Genomic DNA, 18,502 nt, shown 5'->3' with positions numbered 1-18,502 from the left:
GCCCGTCTGGCAACCAGGCCCGTCCGCCGTCGAACGCGCGGGATCGGCAGGCCCCGGGCCGCGTTGCGGGGAGGGGACCACGGAGGGCAGGAAAACCCGCATTCTCCACGGCACGTGAGACCGTGGGCCTGCGGTACATCGTGCGGCGAACACGAGAACGCCGCTGCCCTCGCTGCCGAGTCGGTGGCGCGTTCATCACCAGCAGCACGATCATGTGTCGCCCGCCGTCGGCTCCGACCGCCGGGCGGGGCGGCCCGCAATCTAGCCGCGTCTCACCTGGCCGCGATCAGCACCGCCGTGACACCTGGTCTCGGCGTGCCGAGGTGTACTCCGCGAACGGACAGACGATTCGCCTGGTCAGGACGTCGTCAACATCGGGCCGCCGACCATCAAGAAGCCGTCAACGCTCTCGCGCCCGGGCATGCGGCGGACGGATGCTCCGGAGGTGTGTCACCCGATCGGGGCGACAAACCATGGAGGAGACGTCTGGGATGGCTGATCTCGCCTATCTCGCGCTGACAGTCGGTGTGTTCGGCCTGCTCATGTTGGTCGTCCGTGGCCTGGAGCGGTTGTGACGGGCGCCGCGACGAGCGTCGGCGCCGACCTGGTCGCCGGTGTGCTCGCGCTGCTGTTGATCGGATACCTCGTGTATGCCCTGATTCGCCCGGAGAGGTTCTGATGAGCCCGATCACTGCGGGGTTGATCCAGGCGGGGGTGCTCGTCTTCGCTCTCGCCCTGATCTACCGCCCGGCAGGCGCCTACCTGGCGTCGGTGTACACCGGTCGGAAGCACAACCGTCTGGAACGACTCGTCTACCGGTTGGTCGGGGTCGATCCCGATTCCGACCAGCGGTGGAGCGGCTACGCGATCGGAGTTCTCGGCTTCTCACTGGTCTCGGTGCTGTTGCTGTACCTGCTCCAGCGACTCCAGGCGCTACTGCCGTTGAGTTTCGACCGAGGCCCGGTCAACGAGGGGACTGCGTTCAACACCGCCGTCAGTTTCGTGACCAATACCAACTGGCAGTCCTATGTTCCGGAGAGCACGCTCGGCAGCTTCGTGCAGGCCGCCGGGCTGACGGTGCAGAACTTCCTGTCCGCAGCGGTCGGTCTGGCCGTCGCGGTCGCCCTGATCCGGGGCTTCGTCCGGTCGGGGACGGACCGGCTCGGCAACGTCTGGGTGGACATCACCAGGGGGGTCGTCCGAGTGCTGCTGCCGGTTGCCCTTGTTGCGGCGGTGCTCTTCGTTTCGGCAGGCGTCGTCATGAGTTTCGCGGACAGCGTGCGGGTCACCGGCCTCGACGGCATCACCCATGACGTCCCGCTGGCGCCGGTCGCGAGCCAGGAGGCGATCAAGCTCCTCGGCACCAACGGTGGCGGCATCTACAACGCCAACTCGGCGCACCCCTTCGAGAACCCGGCCGCGTGGACCAGCATCGTTCAGGTCTTCCTTCTCCTGGTGATCCCGGTCTGTCTGACCAGGACCTTCGGCATCATGGTCGGCGACCGCAGGCAGGGCACCGTGCTGATCGCCGTCATCACGCTGCTCTGGACCACGGTGTCGGCGGTCACCTGGTGGGCTGAGACTCATCCCAACGGGCCCGCGACACTGGCGGCAGGCGCGGCCATGGAGGGCAAAGAAGTTCGGTTCGACATCGCTTCATCGGTGCTCTTCGCGGTGAGCACCACCGGCACCTCTACCGGCGCGGTCAACGCGATGCACGACAGCTTCACCGGCCTGGGCGGCGGCGCGCTACTGCTGAACATGCTTCTCGGCGAGGTCGCCCCGGGCGGGGTGGGAACCGGTCTGTACGGCCTGCTCGTGCTCGCGGTGATCGCGGTCTTCCTCGCGGGTCTGATGGTGGGTCGCAGCCCGGAGTACCTGGGCAAGCGACTCGGCCGTACCGAGGTGACCTGCGCGGCGATCTCGCTGTTGACGATGCCTGCCCTCGTGCTGCTTGGCACCGGATGGGCGTTGACCCGATCCGAGACGCTGGAGGCGCTCAACAACGAGGGCCCGCACGGGTTGTCGGAGGTGCTCTACGCCTATGCGTCGGCGGCGAACAACAACGGCAGCGCCTTCGCGGGTCTGACCGTCACGGACGACTTCTTCCAGTCGACCCTGGGCGTCGCGATGCTGTTCGGCAGGCTCCTCCCGATCATCGCCGTCCTTGCCCTGGCAGGCGCGCTCGCGAGGCAGCGCACCGTTCCGCCGGGCGAGGGCACCCTGCCCACCGGCGGCGTGCTGTTCGCCGGACTGCTCACCGGCACGGTGGTACTCCTCACCGCATTGACCTTCCTCCCCGTACTCGCCCTCGGCCCCATTGCGGAGGCACTGGCATGACCACCACCGACGAGATGCCCCGGCAGACCCCGGCGGCCGACTCGACCGACCGTCCTCGTGCGGGTGCCTTCTCCCCGAGGCTGTTGCTGATCTCCCTGCCTGCGGCACTGCGCAAGCTCTCACCACGGCACCAGGCGCGCAATCCGGTGATGTTCGTCGTCGCCGTGGGCTCGGTGCTGGTCACCGTGCTGGCCGTCCTCGACCCGGACCCGTTCGCCTTCGCGGTGGCGGGCTGGCTCTGGTTCACCGTCCTCTTCGCCAATCTCGCCGAGGCCGTCGCCGAGGGACGGGGACGAGCTCAGGCCGAGACCCTGCGCCGCTCGCGTGTCTCCAGCGTCGCCAGCAGACTGGGCGGGCCGGACGTCGCGGAGCGCGTCGGCACGCTGCTCGCCGCATCGGACCTGGCGGTAGAGGAGGTCTCTGCCTCCGCGTTGCGAGTGGGCGACCACGTCGTGCTCACCGCAGGGGATGTCGTTCCAGGAGACGGTGACGTCGTCGAAGGCCTGGCCACCGTGGACGAGTCCGCTGTCACGGGCGAGTCCGCGCCGGTCATCCGCGAGGCGGGCGGTGACCGCTCGTCGGTCACCGGCGGCACCACCGTCCTCTCCGATCGCGTCATCGTGCGGATCACCACTCGCCCTGGCGAGTCCTTCGTAGACCGGATGATCGGTCTCGTCGAGGGTGCTCGACGGCAGAAGACACCGAACGAGATCGCACTGACCATCCTGCTGTCGACGCTGACGATCATCTTTCTGCTGGCCGTCGTCGCCCTACAACCCATCGCGGGGTACTCGGGCGGCAGACAGTCGCTGATCGTCCTGACCGCCCTGCTGGTGTGCCTCATCCCCACCACGATCGGTGCGTTGCTCTCGGCGATCGGCATCGCAGGAATGGACCGGCTGGTGCAGCGCAACGTGCTCGCCACCTCGGGTCGTGCGGTGGAGGCCGCAGGCGACGTCGGCACGTTGCTGCTCGACAAGACAGGCACCATCACCTTCGGCAACCGGCAGGCGGTCGAACTGGTGCCGGTGGAGGACGGCGACCTGACCCGGCTGGCAGCGGCAGCAAGGCTCGCAAGCCTGGCCGACGAGACGCCGGAAGGACGCAGCGTCATCGACCTGTGCGCCATGGAGCACGGCCTGCCGATGGAGCTCGACTCGGGCGAACGGAACGCCGAGTTCATCCCCTTCACCGCGCAGACCAGGATGAGCGGCGTCGACCTGCCCGACGGCGGCGGCCTGCGCTCGGTTCGCAAGGGCGCCGCCGCCGAGGTCGCCTCCTGGGTGCGCGAGCGCGGCGGCACCGTACCCGCCGACCTGACGAGCATCGTCGACGAGATCAGCCTGCGCGGCGGCACCCCGCTCGTCTGTGGAGAGACCGATGCAGCTGGTGCCAGGGTCCTCGGAGTCATCAGGCTCGCGGACGTGGTGAAACCCGGAATGCGAGAGCGGTTCGCCAGGCTCAGGTCGATGGGCATCCGCACTGTCATGGTGACCGGTGACAACCCGTTGACCGCACGGGCCATCGCCGAGGACGCCGGGGTGGACGACCACCTCGCGCAGGCTCGTCCTGAGGACAAGATCGCGCTGATCAAGAAGGAACAGGCGGGCGGCAGGCTCGTCGCGATGACCGGGGACGGGACCAACGACGCCCCGGCGCTCGCCCAGGCCGACGTCGGGGTCGCGATGAACAGCGGCACCTCGGCTGCGAAAGAGGCGGGCAACATGGTCGACCTCGACTCGAACCCGACCAAGCTCATCGAGATCGTCGAGGTGGGCAAGCAACTGCTCATCACCCGGGGCGCGTTGACGACCTTCAGCATCGCGAACGACCTCGCGAAGTACTTCGCGATCCTGCCTGCCATGTTCGCCTCGATCTTCCCGCAGCTCGAGGCGCTGAACCTGATGGGTCTGGCCACGCCGTCCTCGGCGATCCTGTCTGCGGTGATCTTCAATGCGCTGATCATCGTCGTCCTGATCCCGCTCGCGCTCCGGGGAGTCCGTTACCGGGCTGCGGGCGCGTCGACGCTGTTGCGGCGCAATCTGCTCGTCTACGGGCTCGGCGGCCTGATAACGCCGTTCATCGCCATCTGGTTCATCGACCTGTTCGTTCGTCACCTCCCCGGAATCGGGTGATCACGATGTCCACCACCTTGCTGCGACAGACCATGGCGGGCCTCCGTCTGCTGCTGGTCATGACAGTGCTGACCGGGATCATGTACCCGATCACCGTCTATTCGGTGTCCCGGCTGCCAGGCCTGTCCTCACCCGCCGAGGGCTCGGTCGTCTACCACGACGGCCGTGCGGTGGGTCTGGAGAATCTCGGGCTCGATCTCGTCGATCCCGCTGCCGAGGACGATCCGACCGCCGACCGCTACTTCCATCACCGGCCTTCGGCGGCTGCCTCGGCATCCGACGGGCTCGGGCCCGGTGACCCGGCTGCGTCCGGCGGCTCCAACCTGGCCGGGGACAACCCCGCGTTGACCCGGTTGGTGCATGCGCGAGCGGAGGTGATCGCCACCAGGGAAGGCGTGCCGATCGAGTCCGTGCCCCCTGACGCGGTCACCGCCTCCGCCTCCGGGCTGGACCCGGACATCTCGCCTGCCTACGCCGAACTCCAGGTCGCCCGCGTCGCGAGGGTGACCGGCCTGTCCGAGCAACGGGTGCGCGATCTCGTCGACGAGCACACCCAGGGGCGAGAACTGGGCTTCCTCGGTGGTCAGACGGTGAACGTGCTCACGCTGAACGTCGCGGTCGCGGAGGCGATCAGTGGAGAGTCGGCTGATGATCCCGGGTGACTCGGCAACCCGTGAATCGTGCGCTCCGTCCCGCCTCCGTGCCCTGGTCGAAAGGCGTGCTCGGTGACAGTAGTGGAGCCGGGGCAGACTCGACTCGTGGACATCGCGTCGAATCCGCCAGATGACGATCGCGGGCGAGAGGCTCGGTCGCAAGGAGACGCCGGGACCGGCGACCCGGCAGCCCCCGACGAGAGCCTCCTCGCGGTGGGCACGCCGGAGTCGGGACGCGATGCCCAGCCGACGGGGCGACTCTCCGCACTGCCGCGCCGAGGGGAACTTCGGGTCTACCTCGGTGCGGCGGCAGGCGTCGGCAAGACCTACGCCATGCTCGGCGAGGCGGCCCGCAGGCGGGAGCGGGGCGCAGACGTGGTGATCGGTTTCGTGGAGAGCCACGGTCGAGCCCTCACCGAGGCTCTCACCCAGGGCATCGAGCAGGTGCCCCGGCGCAGGATCACCTACCAGGGAAGCGAGCTGACCGAACTCGACGTGGATGCCGTGCTGGCCAGGGCGCCAGAGATCGCGTTGGTGGACGAGCTGGCGCACACCAACGTGCCCGGCTCTCGCAACGTGCGGCGCTGGGAGGACGTCGAGGAGCTGCTCGCGGCAGGCATCGACGTCCTCACCACCGTCAACATCCAGCATCTGGAGAGCCTCAACGACGTCGTCGAGACGATTACCAAGACCCGCCAGCGGGAGACCGTGCCCGATGAGGTGGTTCGGGCCGCCGAACAGGTCGAACTGATCGACATCACTCCCGAGGCACTTCGCCGCCGGATGGCACACGGCAACGTCTACGCGGCGGACCGTGTCGACGCGGCGCTAGCGAACTTCTTCCGGCCGGGCAACCTGGGTGCCCTGCGTGAGCTGGCGCTGTTGTGGGTCGCCGACCAGGTCGACGTCGCCCTGCGCCGTTACCGCGCGGACCAGCACATCACCGAGACCTGGGAGACGAGGGAACGGGTCGTGGTGTCGATCACCGGCGGTCAGGAGAGTGAGACTCTGATCCGGCGTGCTCGGCGAGTCGCCAACCGGGCGGGAGCGGAGCTGCTCGTCGTGCACGCACTGCGCGGCGACGGCCTCAGCGGCACCAAGCCCGGCGCGCTGGCGCGATACCGGCAGCTGGCCGTCGACCTCGGGGCCACCTTCCACGTCGTGCTGGGTGACGACGTGGCCTCCGCACTCCTCGACTTCGCCAGAGGCGTGGACGCGACTCAACTCGTCCTCGGCAGTTCCCGCCGCTCGCGTGCTGCCCGGCTGTGGGACGAGGGCATCGGCGCCGCGCTGGTGCGCGAATCCGGCTCGATCGACGTCCACATCGTCACTCACCCGCACGCAGGCGAGGGCAGGCGGGGCCGGGTCGCGCCGATCACCGGCTGGCGCCGCGTGCTGAGCTGGGCGCTCGCGGTACTGCTGCCGGGGCTGGTCACCTGCATCGGCTTGCTGTTGGGCGCCACCGTCGACCTCTCCACCGACGTGGTGGGCTTCCTGTTGGTGATCGTGATCGTCGCCTTGGTGGGCGGACTCGGCCCCGCGCTGTGCGCGGCGGTGGTGTCGGGGCTGCTGTTCACCTACTTCCTGACCGCGCCACAGTTCTCGTTGGCGGTCTCGCCCCGCCAACAGGTGATCACGCTGGTGGTGATGGTGGCCGTCGCGGTGATGGTCGCACTCGTCGTCGACCGGGCCGCGCGGCTGGCGGCCCAGGCCGGCCGCTCTCGGGCCGAGTCGGTGCTGCTCGCCTCCTACGCACGCACAGTGCTCACCCACCCCGAGCCCGCGTCCCGGCTGCTGGAGAAGATCAGGGAGAACTTCGGCATGACCTCGGTGGTGATGCTGGAACATCGCGATGCCGAATGGGTCGAGGTCGGGTCGAGCGGCGTCGAGGAGGCCGTCCGAGGTCGTGGGGCCGCACACGGGAGCCTGTCCGGTCAGGTCGGTTTCGTCCCTTCCGGCGCCCTGGGGAGCGCAGGCAGCGATGGGGACGGCGACGAGGATGTGACGAGCGAGATCGTGGTGACCCCGGAGATCCGTCTCGTCCTTCGTGGCAGGCTGCTGCCCGCCGAGGATCAGCTCGTGTTGGAGGCTGCCGCAGGGCAGGCACTGGTGGCCCTGCGGCAGCAGCGGATGGCCGCCGAGACGTCTGCGGCGCAGCGCCGTGCGGACGCCACCGGCCTGCGCACCGCACTGCTGTCCGCCCTCGGCCATGACCTGAGAACGCCCCTGACCACAGTGAAGACCTCGCTGGCCAGCCTGCGTGACCCCTCGCTGAACCTCTCCGACGTCGACACTGCGGAGTTGCTCGCCGTGATCGACGGTGCGACCGATCGACTCGCCGCGCTCGTCGCCAATCTGCTGGACTCCTCCCGACTGGCCACCGGGGCCGTCTCGCCGCGCATCGAGGCCATCGGCTATGACGAGGTGGTCTTCGCCGCGCTGGCGGGGATGGAGGAACGCGAGACAGTGCGTGTCGAGATCGATGAGAGCCTGCCCGACGTCGCCGCAGACATCGGCCTGCTGGAGCGGGCGGTGGCCAATGTCATCGACAACGCGCTCCGGTACGGCCGGGGTGGTCGCGCGCCCGAGGTGGCGGTGCGGGCCAGCGTGTACGGCGATCGCGCTGAGCTGCGGGTGGTCGACACGGGCCCCGGCGTTCCCGGCGGCTCGGCCGAAGAGGTCTTCGCCCCGTTCCAACGACTGGGAGATCGGGACTCACGGCCCGGGCTGGGCCTGGGGCTCAGTGTGGCCCGGGGCTTCCTGTCGGCCATGGGCGGCACGATCCGCGCCGAGGACACGCCCGGCGGCGGCTTCACCGTGGTCATCTCTCTGCCCACGGCGGCGGAGCAGGCGGACCGATGACGACGGTGCTGGTGGTCGATGATGAGAAGGCGTTGGTCCGGGCACTGCGGATCAATCTCGTTGCGCACGGCTATGCGGTGCTGACCGCCCACGACGGGTCGAGCGCCCTGCGGACGGCTGCGTCGGGCAGACCGGACGTGGTCCTGCTGGACCTCGGTCTGCCCGATCTCGACGGCACGACCGTCATCGAGGGCCTGCGCGGCTGGAGCCGGGTGCCGATCATCGTGCTGTCGGCTCGGACCGAGTCCGGCGACAAGGTGCGGGCACTGGACGCGGGCGCCGATGACTACGTCACCAAGCCCTTCGGCATGGACGAGCTGCTCGCCAGGCTGCGCGCGGCGGTCCGCCGGTCGGGAGCGGGTGAGGCCGACGAACCGGTGGTCCGCACCGCGTCGTTCACTGTCGACCTGGCGGCCAGACAGGTCTACCGGGACGGTAGTCCCGTCCACCTCACACCGACCGAATGGGGCGTGTTGGAGGTGCTGGTGCGGAATCGGGGACGACTGGTGAGCCGACAGCAGCTGCTCCACGAGGTATGGGGGCCCGGCTATCTCGCCGAGAACCACTATCTGCGCGTCTACCTGGCACAGCTGCGACGCAAACTCGAACCGGACTCGGGCAGTCCGCGTCACCTGCGTACCGAGGCCGGGATGGGCTACCGGTTCGAGCTGTGATCAGAGGTTGCGACATCGGTCGTCGGCCCGGTTCGCGGCTTGAGCCGTCGGCGTCGGGGGCGGAGCCGGAAGCGGAGTCGGCGACTGTGCCGAGCCGGCCAGGCCGGGCGCTGGGAACGGGTCGCGCTGCGGCGGGGAAGTCGGCCCGCAGCGACGACGCGGTCACTCGGTCGGCGGCGGACCTGCTTCGCTGATCGAGCGGGGGTCCCGGGCGTGACGGCTGCTCCGGCCGGGCAGCCTGCGGCACCGTCGAACCGCCTGTCGCAGTGCGGGCGGTCGAGCCCGCCTGCTTCCACGAGCCGCAGCGCACAACGAAGACGAGGCCGGTCACCCCCGGCAGGGGATGACCGGCCTCGCAGGCGGATCAGGTGCCGTCAGGCCGAGGGGCCGTACAGCGGGTCGCCCGAGGTCGACGTCGGCCCGGCACTCGGCTCCGGAGTCTCGGTCGAGGGAACGCCGGAGGAGATCGGCGGCGGATCGTCGCTGGGGGGCGGCGGGTCGTCGGTCGTCGGCGGGGGATCGTCGGTCGTCGGCGGGTTGGTGGTGGGGGGCGTCGTGGGCGGCGTCGTGGTCGGCGGGGGCACCGTGGGAGGCGTGGTGGGGTTCGACGCCCCGTCATCGCCGCCGCTGCCGCCCTCGGTGCCGCCCGGATCGGTGGTGCCGCCCGGGTTGCCGCTGTCGCCGCCGTTCCCGTCGTTCGGCGGGCGCGGCGGCCTGGTGACCCCGTCCTCGGTCTGCTCACCGGTCTGTGCGTCGCCTGCGTCGCCGTCGGCCTGTTCCGCGTCGACGTCGTCGATCTCCTCGGAGACCACGTCGGTGCTCGGGGCGCCCGACTCGGTCGGGCTGCCTGAGGAGCTGCCGGGGAGGGTGGCGTCGTTGTGAGAGACGTCCTGGCGAAGGATCGGTCCGCTGTCCTGCTGGGCGGGGTTGCCCATGCCCAGCGTCGCGATGGTCGCGAACGCGGTGGCGGTCACCACCCCCGCGGCGGCGAGCAGCACGGTCGGTGGTGCCTTCTTGTGCTCGATGTCGTCCCGGCGGTCTTCCCGCACGTCTTTCACCGTCCGAATACTTGTGTCCAGTACCAGCCGTCAGTGTCCAACCCCACTCCGATCGTGGTCAGATCGCAGTTGAGGATGTTCCCCCGGTGGCCGGGGGAGTCGAGCCACATCCGCATCACCTGGTCGGCGGTGCGGGCGCCCATCGCGATGTTCTCCGCGGCGGGGCTGGGATGACCGGCCGCGATCGCGCGATCCACGAAACTCGTGCCCTCGGGCGACTCGTGAGAGAAGTAGTCCCGGCTTGCCATGTCGCTGCTGTGATTCTGCGCGGCGGTGAACAGCCGGTCGTCGAACCGCAGCTCACCGCATCCCGCCTCGGCGCGAGCCTGATTCGCCAGCGTCACGACCTCAGCAGACTCCGGAGACTGGCCTGCGGCGGGCTGTGTCGGCTCCGGCGGGGGAGGCGGCGCAGGGGGTGGTGCGGGCGGTTCCTGCGTGGTGGGTTCCGGCTCGACCTCATCCGTCGTCGTGGGGACCGGCGGTTCCGTGGTGGTGCTCGGTGTGGGAGGGGCAGACTCGGTCGTGCTCGGTGCGGGCGGCTCGGACTCCCACGACGGAGCCGCGGCACCGCTGGGTAAGTACGGCGGAGCCGAGGAGTGCGGCGCCCCGGCAGCCGAGTCGGCGCCTGCGACGATCGAGGGTTCTGCCGTGGTCATGGACAACGTCCCGGCCGCGACTGCTCCGGCCACCATCGACAGTAGGCCGACGGCCGTGCCGAGGCGTCTGCTCCGGGGGTGGACCACGGGCGGAGACGGTACCAGGACGGCAGGTCGGCGAACAGTGCTTCGTCCTCGCCTGTCGCGGTCGCGGAGCTGCGGATGCCGTCCAGGCCTGCCTGAGGTGTGGTGATCGCCGGAGCGACGTGAACCATGATCGACTACATGCGAACCACACATCGGCGTCGGTGCGGCCTGCCGTTGCGGCGAACCCGCCACGCGGTCGGGGTGAGCCGGACGGTGCTGGTCGCTGCCGAGCGGGCGACCGAAACGGGCGACCTTGACAGTGCGCGACCTTGACTGCGGGCGACCCTGACAGCGGGCGACCCTGACCCGGGCAGCCGGTCGCGTGCAGTCGGATCAGCCGTCCCGGCGACGCAGGCCGGTGGTCGCCGCGACGCGGATGCCGATGCGGCACGATGAGCCGGTGAACACGGACTCCGGAGTGGATTCGGTCGGCGCCGACGGCGAGACGGACGAGGTCCGGCTGACGGCCTGGGTGGCAGGCCGGGTGCAGGGCGTGGGCTTCCGCTGGTGGACGCGGTGCCGTGCCTTGGAACTGGGCTTGTCCGGGTATGCGGAGAATTTGCCGGACGGCCGGGTCGCCGTCGTCGCTCAGGGGCCGCGTGCCTCGGGCCGCCGCCTGCTGGCGCTGCTGCGTTCCGAGCAGCCGCCGGGCGTCGTCGACACCGTCGTTCCGCTCTGGACGCCGGTCGAGGACATCGGGCCCGGCTTCGAGGAGCGCTGAGGACGGCAACGACCTCCACCGAGGCCCACCGCCCAGGCGGAGACGTGGCGGGCCCCGAGCGGTCTCTCCATGTCGTCTGCGGGCGGCAGGCGATCCGGCTCCGGCGTCGCCCCGGCCGCCCTGCACGGTCCGATCCTGCCCATCGGTGTACTGCCGCCTGTCCCGCCGCGCGCCTGCCGTGCCTCTCCCGCGATGTACTGCCGTTCGGGGTCGGGGCCGATCGCTCGGGACCGGATTAGCCGCGTGACGTGATTCATGCTCGCCGTGCGGTGCCGCTGCCGGTGAGTTCCACGCTCGCGAGCCCCGGGCACGCGAGCCTGGCGGAGTGGACGGGTGCGACGGTTGACAGGTGACAGGTGACAGGCCGCCGCACCCATCACCGTCCGGTATCGAAGCGTCGTCGCCTTCTGCGAAGCCGACGACTCCGGCGGGGACTAACCCATATGGTGAAGCCGCTCGGCCCGCCGACCAGCGGGCGGGCGATGTCCGGCAGGAAACGAAGGGTCGAGAATGATCTTCATCGGAATCGGTCTGCTGCTCGTCGCGGTGATCGCCTTCTTCGGGATGTCGCATGCCCGTAGCGAGCTGCACGCGATGATCGCCGCCGACACGCTCCCGGTGTCCGAGCTGAAGATGCTCCGCAAGGCCTCCGACGACGTCGGCGGTCAGGGCACGTTTCGCAAGGAGTGCGAGGTGGTGGGGGTCGCTGAGCCGCTGCCGACCGGCCCGCTGAGCTCCGAGCTGACGAGCACCGAGTGCGTGTGGTTCCGCTACCGCATCGAGCGGGAGTACGAGCACGTCACCATCCAGGACAACCGCCGCCAGGTCTCCAAGCGGACCGAGCAGCTCGCCGAGCACTCCTCGCCGCAGGGCTATGCGATCCGCGATGACGCAGGCGAGCTGATCCTCGTCGAGCCGGGCGGTCTCAAGCCGGACAAGCCGGAGCAGACTCTCAACAGCTATGAGACCGCCCGAGGCGGCGGTGGCGGCGGCGAGGGACTCGGATCGGCGCTCGTCCGGCTGGTGGGCAGTCGCGCGGGCAGCGGCGGCACGATCGGTCATCGGTACACCGAATGGGTGGTTCGTCCCGGTCAGCGGCTGTACGTGCTCGGCGAGGTCAACGACCGCCGGGGCGAGCTGTCGATCGCGAAGCCGGAGAAGGGGCACTTCATCATCTCCACCCGCAGTGAGGACGAGCTGCGGGCGGCCCGGACCACGACGCACAAGCTCATGCGCATCGGCATCTTCGTCGCCGTGCCGCTGGGCATCATCCTGATCATCGCGGGCGCGGTCGGCTGAGTCTCGGCCCCGCCCCTCCTCGCCTGACACACCGTCACATCCCCGGCCGCGCCGGACTGCGCGAAAGAGTGACTGCGGCCTCCGGTCATCCCGTCGCCGTGATCTCGGGCCGGATGCGGGCGCGTGTCCGACCGCCGCACGCGGTGGCTGACCAGTCGCGATGAGTACGCTCGTCGGTCGTACCCGCGTCTGGCGCGCTGGGATGGGGACCGTGGAGGGATGACCGAGCCGTGCACCTGAAGAGCCTGACGCTCAAGGGCTTCAAGTCCTTCGCCTCGGCCACCACCCTGCGCTTCGAGCCCGGCATCACCTGCGTGGTCGGTCCGAACGGCTCCGGCAAGTCCAACGTGCTGGACGCCTTGACCTGGGTGATGGGCGAGAAGGGCGCCAAGGCGCTGCGCGGCGCGAAGATGGAGGACGTCATCTTCGCGGGCACCTCGGGCCGCGCCCCGCTCGGCCGCGCCGAGGTGACCCTGACCATCGACAACTCCGACGGCGCCCTGCCCATCGAGTACACCGAGGTCTCCATCACCCGACGGATGTTCCGGGAGGGCGCCACCGAGTACGAGATCAACGGCGACTCGTGCAGGCTGCTCGACATCCAGGAACTGCTGTCGGACTCCGGCATCGGCCGTGAGATGCACGTCATCGTCGGTCAGGGACAGCTGGCCTCGATCCTGGAGTCCAAGCCGGAGGAACGGCGCGCGTTCATCGAGGAGGCCGCAGGCGTCCTCAAGCACCGCAAGCGCAAGGAGAAGGCGCTGCGGAAGCTCGACGCGATGCAGGCCAATCTGACCCGACTCACCGACCTCACCGCCGAACTGCGTCGGCAGCTCAAGCCGCTCGGCAAGCAGGCCGAGATCGCCAGGCGGGCGCAGGCGGTCCAGTCGGACCTGCGGGACGCGCGACTACGACTCATCGCCGACGACCTCGTCTCGGCCCGCGTGGACCTGGCCAGGGACGAGGCCGACGAGGCCTCGGTCCGGGCGCGTCGCACCGAGGTCGAGCGCTCGTTGCAGATCGCCCAGGCGGAGCAGACCGCGCTGGAGGAGCAGCTGGCGCAGGACGCGCCGAGGCTGAACGCCGCCCAGGACACCTGGTATCGGCTCTCCGCACTGGAGGAACGGCTGCGGGGCACCGTGCGGCTGGCCGCGGAGCGCTACCGGCACCTCACGGCACCGCTGGAGGGACCGCGCGGCGGGCGCGATCCCGAGGAGCTGGAGGCCGAGGCCGAGGAGGCCGCCGAGACGGAGGTCGAGCTGGCCGAGGTCCTGGAGCAGGCCCGCTTCGACCTGTCCGACGCCGTCGAGGCCAGAGGGCTGGCCGAGCAGCGACTCAAGGCCGTCGAACAGGCGCACGTCGCCGCCGCCCGTGCCATCGCCGATCGTCGGGAGGGCCTGGCCAGGCTGGCCGGGCAGGTGGAGGTGCTGCGCAGCAAGGCGGCCTCCACCGAGGAGGAGATCGAGCGGCTGTCGACGGCGTTGGCCGAGGCCGAGGACCGAGCGGACGCGGCCACTCAGGAGTTCGAGGAGCAGCAGGCCGTCGACGACGGGCAGGACACCGACGACGCGGACCTGGGGGAGCTGCATCATGCGGCGGCCGCCGCCAGGGAACAGGCCAGGGAACGGGTCGCCGAGCTGGTGGCCGCCGAGCGCGGCGCCGAACGGGACATCGCCGCCTGGACCGCGCGGGTGGACGCGCTGTCGCTGGGACTGACCCGCAAGGACGGGGCGGGCGCGCTGCTCGCGGCAGGCGAGCGGCTGCCGGGCCTGCTCGGGTCGGTGGCGGCGCTGCTGACCGTGGAACCCGGAGCCGAGGTGGCCCTGGCCGCCGCACTCGGCCCCGTCGCCGATGCCGTGGCCCTGGCCGGGCTCGACGACGCACTGGTGGCGCTGGAGCTGCTGAAGTCCCAGGACACCGGCCGGGCAGGCCTGCTCATCGGCGGGGCGCCGTCCGTCGCGAGTGGAGCCCGACCGGAGCTGCCACGCGGTGCAAGGTGGGCGGCCGACCTCGTCGGCGCTCCGCAGGCGCTACGGCCCGCCGTGCTCCGGGCGCTGGACGGGGTGGTCGTCGTCGGCGATCTCGCGGCGGCGAAGTCGCTGATCGCCGACGTTCCCGGCCTGCGGGCGGTGACGCCGGAGGGCGACGTCCTCGGCGCGGACTTCGCCTCGGGCGGCTCCGGCCGCGATCAGAGCGTCATCGAGGTGCAGGCGGCGGTGGACGACGCCCGCCGGGAGCTGGTGGCAGCGCAGAGCAGGCTGGCAGCCCATGCGGCAGCGCTGGACGGCGCGCGCGCCGAGGAGCGAGACCGCCGAGATCAGATGCGTGCCGCGCAGGAGTCGGTCAACGAGGCCAAGGTGCGCAAGGCGCGCAGCACCGAGCGGTTGAGCAGGCTCGGGCAGGTCGCCAAGGCCGCGCGCACCGAGGCGGAGCAGCTGCGGACCCGCCGCGCCAAGGTCGAGGCCGCGCACGAGCAGACCCTGCGGGGGCTGGCGGAGTCGGAGGATCGGCTGTCCTCCGTCGAATCGGAGCCGCTGGAGCACGAGCCGGACACCGACGAGCGGGAACAGGCGTCCGAGGCCGTCGGCACGGCCCGCCAGCGGGAGATGGATGCCCGGCTGGTCCAGCGGACCGCCGAGGAACGGGCCCGCTCCGTGCAGGGGCGGGCCGAACAGCTGCGCCGGGCCGCACGGATCGAGCGGGAGAACCGGACGAGAATCGCCGCCGTGCGCGCGGCGCGGAGCAGGGGCGCTGCGGTGGCGAAGGCCGTCGTCGACGCGGGCGAGACGGCCTCGGGACGGATCGCGGTGTCGTTGAGCCGTGCCGTCCACGAGCGGGACGCCGCGCAGGCCGCCCGCGCCGATCGGGAACAGGCGTTGACGGCGGTGCGCAACCACGCGCGGGAACTGACCGCCGTGCTGGAGAAGCTGACCGACGCGGTGCACCGGGACGAGGTGCTGCGTGCCGAGCGCCGGCTTCGGCTCGAGCAGCTGGAGACGAAGATCGCCGACGACTTCGGCATCGGGCTGGAGGATCTCGCCGCCGAGTACGGACCCGACGTCGGCGTGCCGCCCAGCGCGGCGGAGACCGCCGAGTACGAGGCGGCGAAGGAACGCGGCGAGGAGGTCACCGCACCGGCCCCGATGCCCTTCGACCGGGACACCCAGGTGCGGCGGGCCAAGCGCGCCGAGCGAGACCTCTCGCTGCTCGGCAAGGTCAACCCGCTGGCCCTGGAGGAGTTCGCGGCGCTGGAGGAGCGTTATCGCTTCCTGTCCACGCAGCTGGAGGACCTCAAGGCCACCCGCCGGGACCTGCTCACGGTGATCAAGGACGTCGACGAGCGCATCCTCGAGGTCTTCTCCACCGCCTACGTGGACGTGGCCAGGGAGTTCGAGATCGTCTTCGCCACCCTCTTCCCCGGCGGCGAGGGCAGGCTGGTGCTGACGGAGCCCGACGACATGCTGACCACCGGCGTCGACGTAGAGGCTCGGCCGCCCGGCAAGAAGGTCAAGCGGCTCTCGCTGCTCTCCGGCGGCGAGAAGTCGCTGACCGCCGTGGCGATGCTGGTGGCGATCTTCCGGGCCCGGCCGTCGCCGTTCTACGTGATGGACGAGGTCGAGGCCGCGCTGGACGACACGAACCTGCGCAGACTGATCGGCCTGCTCGAGCAGCTCCGAGAGACCTCGCAGCTGCTCATCATCACCCACCAGAAGCCGACGATGGAGATCGCCGACGCGCTGTACGGGGTCAGCATGCGGGGCGACGGGATCAGCGCGGTGATCTCGCAGCGGCTACGTGGTCGGACCCGCGCTGCCGTCGACGCGGGCCGGGCCGGGCTCGTGCCTGCGGCGGGATCGGCGCAGAACGGGGCGGTGGTCCCGGACGGCGAGCAGGTTCTGAGTGCAGAGCAGGCCTCGAGTGCCGAGCAGGTCCCGAGTGCCGAGCAGACCGTGAGCGGCGAGCCGGACTCGGCGGAGGAACCGCAGGCAGCGGTGCGGGAACTCGAGACCGTGCCGGAACCTGCGCCGGAGGATGCCGGGCCGGGACCCGCTTAGCGGGCAGGCTCGGGTCCGTTCTCCGGCGAGGATCAGGGGCCCGAGAACGACGGTCGGCCACAGCGGTCGGCTCGGTGCGAGGGTCATGGCCGCCGATGTCCGGCTTCCCGCCCCGGCCGGGCGGGCCGCTGCCGGTTCTCCCGACGGTCCGGCCGGTCGGTCTCGCTAGACGGAGCGACCGAGCAGCGGGTGGACGGCCGACGGGCACGTCGTTCGGTCGGGCGCCTGCCGACCCGGCCTCTCCTGTCGCCACGACCGGCCTGCGGCGCCCGGGCGCCCGAGTGACCCGGTCCCGGCGAGCCCGCTTCAGCGAGCGGACCTCGGAGCCTGCTCGTCGGCAGCGGGCCGCCGCGCGGCGCCTGCGCCCGGCCTGATCGCCACCGACGGCTGCGGGAGTATCTCCTCCACGCGATCCAGGAATGCCGACCACTCGGCGACCGGGAAGCAGAGAACCGGGCCGTCCGGATTCTTCGAGTCACGAACACCGATCGTCTCGCGGATCGTGGTGACTTCGACGCAGTTTCCCGCACCGTTGCTGCGGTTGCTCTTCCGCCATGTCCCTGCGGTAAAGAGCTGCCCCATTATCGGGTCCTCCTCGTGGTGGCATCCGCGACGGGTGTCCCGGTCGAGTGAGCGACAAGTCGTGAATGTCGTTGTCGCACCTGCCGCGTCGCAGGTTGGGGCGATCTGAAGAGCCTGTCTTTGATCGCTGCTTTCGGATCTGCGCGGGGCAGGCATGGCGATCTGCGGCGTCGTCGTCGGTCACCATGACTCCGTTATGGCTCCCTCCTCCTCGCCTTGCAGCTCACCCACGGCTGATCCCCGCTCACGACTCCAGCGGGACCGAAGACAGACTCTCAGGAGTCGCGGGCGAGGTCGGCGGCGAGCTTCGTCATCAGCTCGACGGAATCCGTCGGACTGAGTGCGGTGCTGCGCAGTTCGGCGAAGCTGGTGTTGTAACGGGCGACCTCGTCGCGGGCCTCCACATAGAGACCTCGGCAGAGCGTCTCCAGGTAGACGACGTCATCCTCCCCCTCGGGAAAGCGCAGGATCGAGTACGCGGTGCCCAGCGAACTGTGCGCGCCCGCCGAGAAGGGCAGCACCTGGACGGTGACGTTGGCGAGCCGGGCGGTGGAGATGAGGCTCTCCAGCTGCGCAAGCATCACCTTGGGTCCGCCGATGAGCTGATGGAGCGCCGCCTGCCCGATCACGGCGTGGAACTCCAGCGGCTCCTCCTCGGTGAGCCGGGTCTGCCGTGCGGTGCGCAGCCTGGCGCGACGATTGACGACGTCGTCGTCTCCGGTGGGCTGCTCCCAGACCTCGATCACCGAGCGGGCGTAGTCCTGGATCTGCAGCAGGCCGGGGATGAGGTCGATCTCGAAGGCGTGAATGGAGGTGGCGTCGGACTCCAGCCCGATGTAGGCCTCGAACCAGTCGATCACGGCATCGCCGTAGATCTCCCACCAACCCTTCTGCCTGCCCTCCTTGGCCAACGCGATGAGCGAGTCGGCTCGTTCGCCGCTGACCTTGTATGCCTGGAGCATCACCGTGACGTCGTTGGGGTGCGCAGCATGTTGCGCCCGCTCCAGTTTGGACAGCTTCGCAGGCGAGAAGTTGAGCAGCGGGGACGCCGCCTCCAGCGTGAGCTGAGCCTGCTCGCGCAGCCGTCGCAGCTCGCGCGCGAGCTGACGCCGTCGTGCCGTCGGATTGCCGCGTGGTGGTGCTGCCACCCGTACCTCCTTGTCGACGGGGCGAAACGCAGAACAACGACGAGTCGTTCTGCTGGCAGGCGCGTCCCTTCGACGGACACCGTCGACGCCGAATCGCCGAGACCGGGGTTCGCCACGGTCCGCCGCACTTCTGGTCTCTCCAGTGCCGGGGCCGAGGAACCGCCTTCCTCGGAAATGTGACGCGCTACCACGCCAGTGGGCGGCGGGCGAGCCGCCGATGAGACTTTACGGA

Annotated in this window: 13 protein-coding genes; 9 read left to right on the top strand and 4 right to left on the bottom strand. The window is 70.3% G+C overall.

Features of this window, described 5'->3' with window-relative positions; translation table 11 throughout:
• Positions 1-571 precede the first annotated feature (571 nt).
• From kdpF to UA74_RS25730, 6 genes are all read left to right on the top strand, one after another.
• Positions 572-679: a K(+)-transporting ATPase subunit F gene (gene kdpF / locus UA74_RS25755; RefSeq protein ID WP_075742536.1), complete on the top strand. Its 108-nt coding sequence runs from the start codon at positions 572-574 to the stop codon at positions 677-679.
• Entirely contained in the window at positions 679-2,340 is a 1,662-nt protein-coding gene (kdpA, locus tag UA74_RS25750) for a potassium-transporting ATPase subunit KdpA (RefSeq protein WP_075765638.1), read from the top strand. The genes kdpF and kdpA overlap by 1 nt, the downstream gene beginning before the upstream one ends.
• Positions 2,337-4,475, top strand: coding sequence for a potassium-transporting ATPase subunit KdpB (gene kdpB, locus UA74_RS25745; RefSeq protein ID WP_075765636.1), 2,139 nt, complete (start codon positions 2,337-2,339; stop codon positions 4,473-4,475). The genes kdpA and kdpB overlap by 4 nt, the downstream gene beginning before the upstream one ends.
• A 5-nt stretch (positions 4,476-4,480) precedes the next feature.
• Positions 4,481-5,137 carry a potassium-transporting ATPase subunit C gene (locus UA74_RS25740; RefSeq protein ID WP_075744237.1) on the top strand — a complete coding sequence of 219 codons (657 nt, stop codon included), beginning with the start codon at positions 4,481-4,483 and terminating at the stop codon, positions 5,135-5,137.
• A gap of 204 nt (positions 5,138-5,341) precedes the next feature.
• A complete protein-coding gene (locus tag UA74_RS25735; RefSeq protein ID WP_075744236.1) occupies positions 5,342-7,990 on the top strand; it encodes a DUF4118 domain-containing protein in 2,649 nt (882 codons plus the stop codon).
• Positions 7,987-8,664: a response regulator gene (locus UA74_RS25730; RefSeq protein ID WP_075742533.1), complete on the top strand. Its 678-nt coding sequence runs from the start codon at positions 7,987-7,989 to the stop codon at positions 8,662-8,664. Before UA74_RS25735 ends, UA74_RS25730 begins: the two co-directional genes overlap by 4 nt.
• Before the next feature lie 374 nt (positions 8,665-9,038).
• On the opposite strand, the gene UA74_RS25725 is transcribed toward UA74_RS25730, so the two are convergent.
• Positions 9,039-9,713 carry a hypothetical protein gene (locus UA74_RS25725; protein WP_075765634.1) on the bottom strand — a complete coding sequence of 225 codons (675 nt, stop codon included), beginning with the start codon at positions 9,711-9,713 and terminating at the stop codon, positions 9,039-9,041.
• A gap of 5 nt (positions 9,714-9,718) precedes the next feature.
• Positions 9,719-10,378 (bottom strand): CAP domain-containing protein, encoded by a 660-nt coding sequence (locus UA74_RS32450; RefSeq protein ID WP_232237458.1) that lies wholly within the window; start codon positions 10,376-10,378, stop codon positions 9,719-9,721.
• Between the two features lie 487 nt (positions 10,379-10,865).
• On the opposite strand from UA74_RS32450, the gene UA74_RS25715 reads away from it, so the two are divergent.
• The 3 genes from UA74_RS25715 to smc all read left to right on the top strand — a co-directional run bounded on the left by UA74_RS25715 (position 10,866) and on the right by smc (position 16,540).
• Positions 10,866-11,186: an acylphosphatase gene (locus tag UA74_RS25715; RefSeq protein ID WP_232237456.1), complete on the top strand. Its 321-nt coding sequence runs from the start codon at positions 10,866-10,868 to the stop codon at positions 11,184-11,186.
• 510 nt (positions 11,187-11,696) lie between these two features.
• A complete protein-coding gene (locus UA74_RS25710; protein ID WP_075742531.1) occupies positions 11,697-12,485 on the top strand; it encodes a GIDE domain-containing protein in 789 nt (262 codons plus the stop codon).
• A 230-nt stretch (positions 12,486-12,715) separates the two neighbouring features.
• Positions 12,716-16,540: a chromosome segregation protein SMC gene (gene smc / locus UA74_RS25705; RefSeq protein ID WP_083683638.1), complete on the top strand. Its 3,825-nt coding sequence runs from the start codon at positions 12,716-12,718 to the stop codon at positions 16,538-16,540.
• Positions 16,541-16,846: 306 nt separating this feature from the next.
• Here smc and UA74_RS34215 read toward each other — a convergent pair whose 3' ends face one another.
• Entirely contained in the window at positions 16,847-17,122 is a 276-nt protein-coding gene (locus UA74_RS34215) for a DUF397 domain-containing protein (protein ID WP_075742530.1), read from the bottom strand.
• 275 nt (positions 17,123-17,397) lie between these two features.
• Positions 17,398-18,270: a helix-turn-helix domain-containing protein gene (locus UA74_RS25695; RefSeq protein ID WP_075742529.1), complete on the bottom strand. Its 873-nt coding sequence runs from the start codon at positions 18,268-18,270 to the stop codon at positions 17,398-17,400.
• Positions 18,271-18,502: the final 232 nt, after the last annotated feature.

This window comes from Actinoalloteichus fjordicus (assembly GCF_001941625.1).
In the GTDB taxonomy this organism is placed as follows: Bacteria; Actinomycetota; Actinomycetes; order Mycobacteriales; family Pseudonocardiaceae; genus Actinoalloteichus_A; species Actinoalloteichus_A fjordicus.
This window is presented reverse-complemented; position numbering and strand designations above follow the sequence as displayed.

Excerpts from the sequence above, each read along its gene's own strand:
- kdpA (WP_075765638.1), top strand. The coding sequence starts at position 679 with ATGAGCCCGATCACTGCGGGGTTGATCCAGGCGGGGGTGCTCGTCTTC.
- kdpB (WP_075765636.1), top strand. The coding sequence starts at position 2,337 with ATGACCACCACCGACGAGATGCCCCGGCAGACCCCGGCGGCCGACTCG.
- UA74_RS25740 (WP_075744237.1), top strand. The coding sequence starts at position 4,481 with ATGTCCACCACCTTGCTGCGACAGACCATGGCGGGCCTCCGTCTGCTG.
- UA74_RS25730 (WP_075742533.1), top strand. The coding sequence starts at position 7,987 with ATGACGACGGTGCTGGTGGTCGATGATGAGAAGGCGTTGGTCCGGGCA.
- UA74_RS32450 (WP_232237458.1), bottom strand. The coding sequence starts at position 10,378 with ATGACCACGGCAGAACCCTCGATCGTCGCAGGCGCCGACTCGGCTGCC.
- UA74_RS25710 (WP_075742531.1), top strand. The coding sequence starts at position 11,697 with ATGATCTTCATCGGAATCGGTCTGCTGCTCGTCGCGGTGATCGCCTTC.
- UA74_RS34215 (WP_075742530.1), bottom strand. The coding sequence starts at position 17,122 with ATGGGGCAGCTCTTTACCGCAGGGACATGGCGGAAGAGCAACCGCAGC.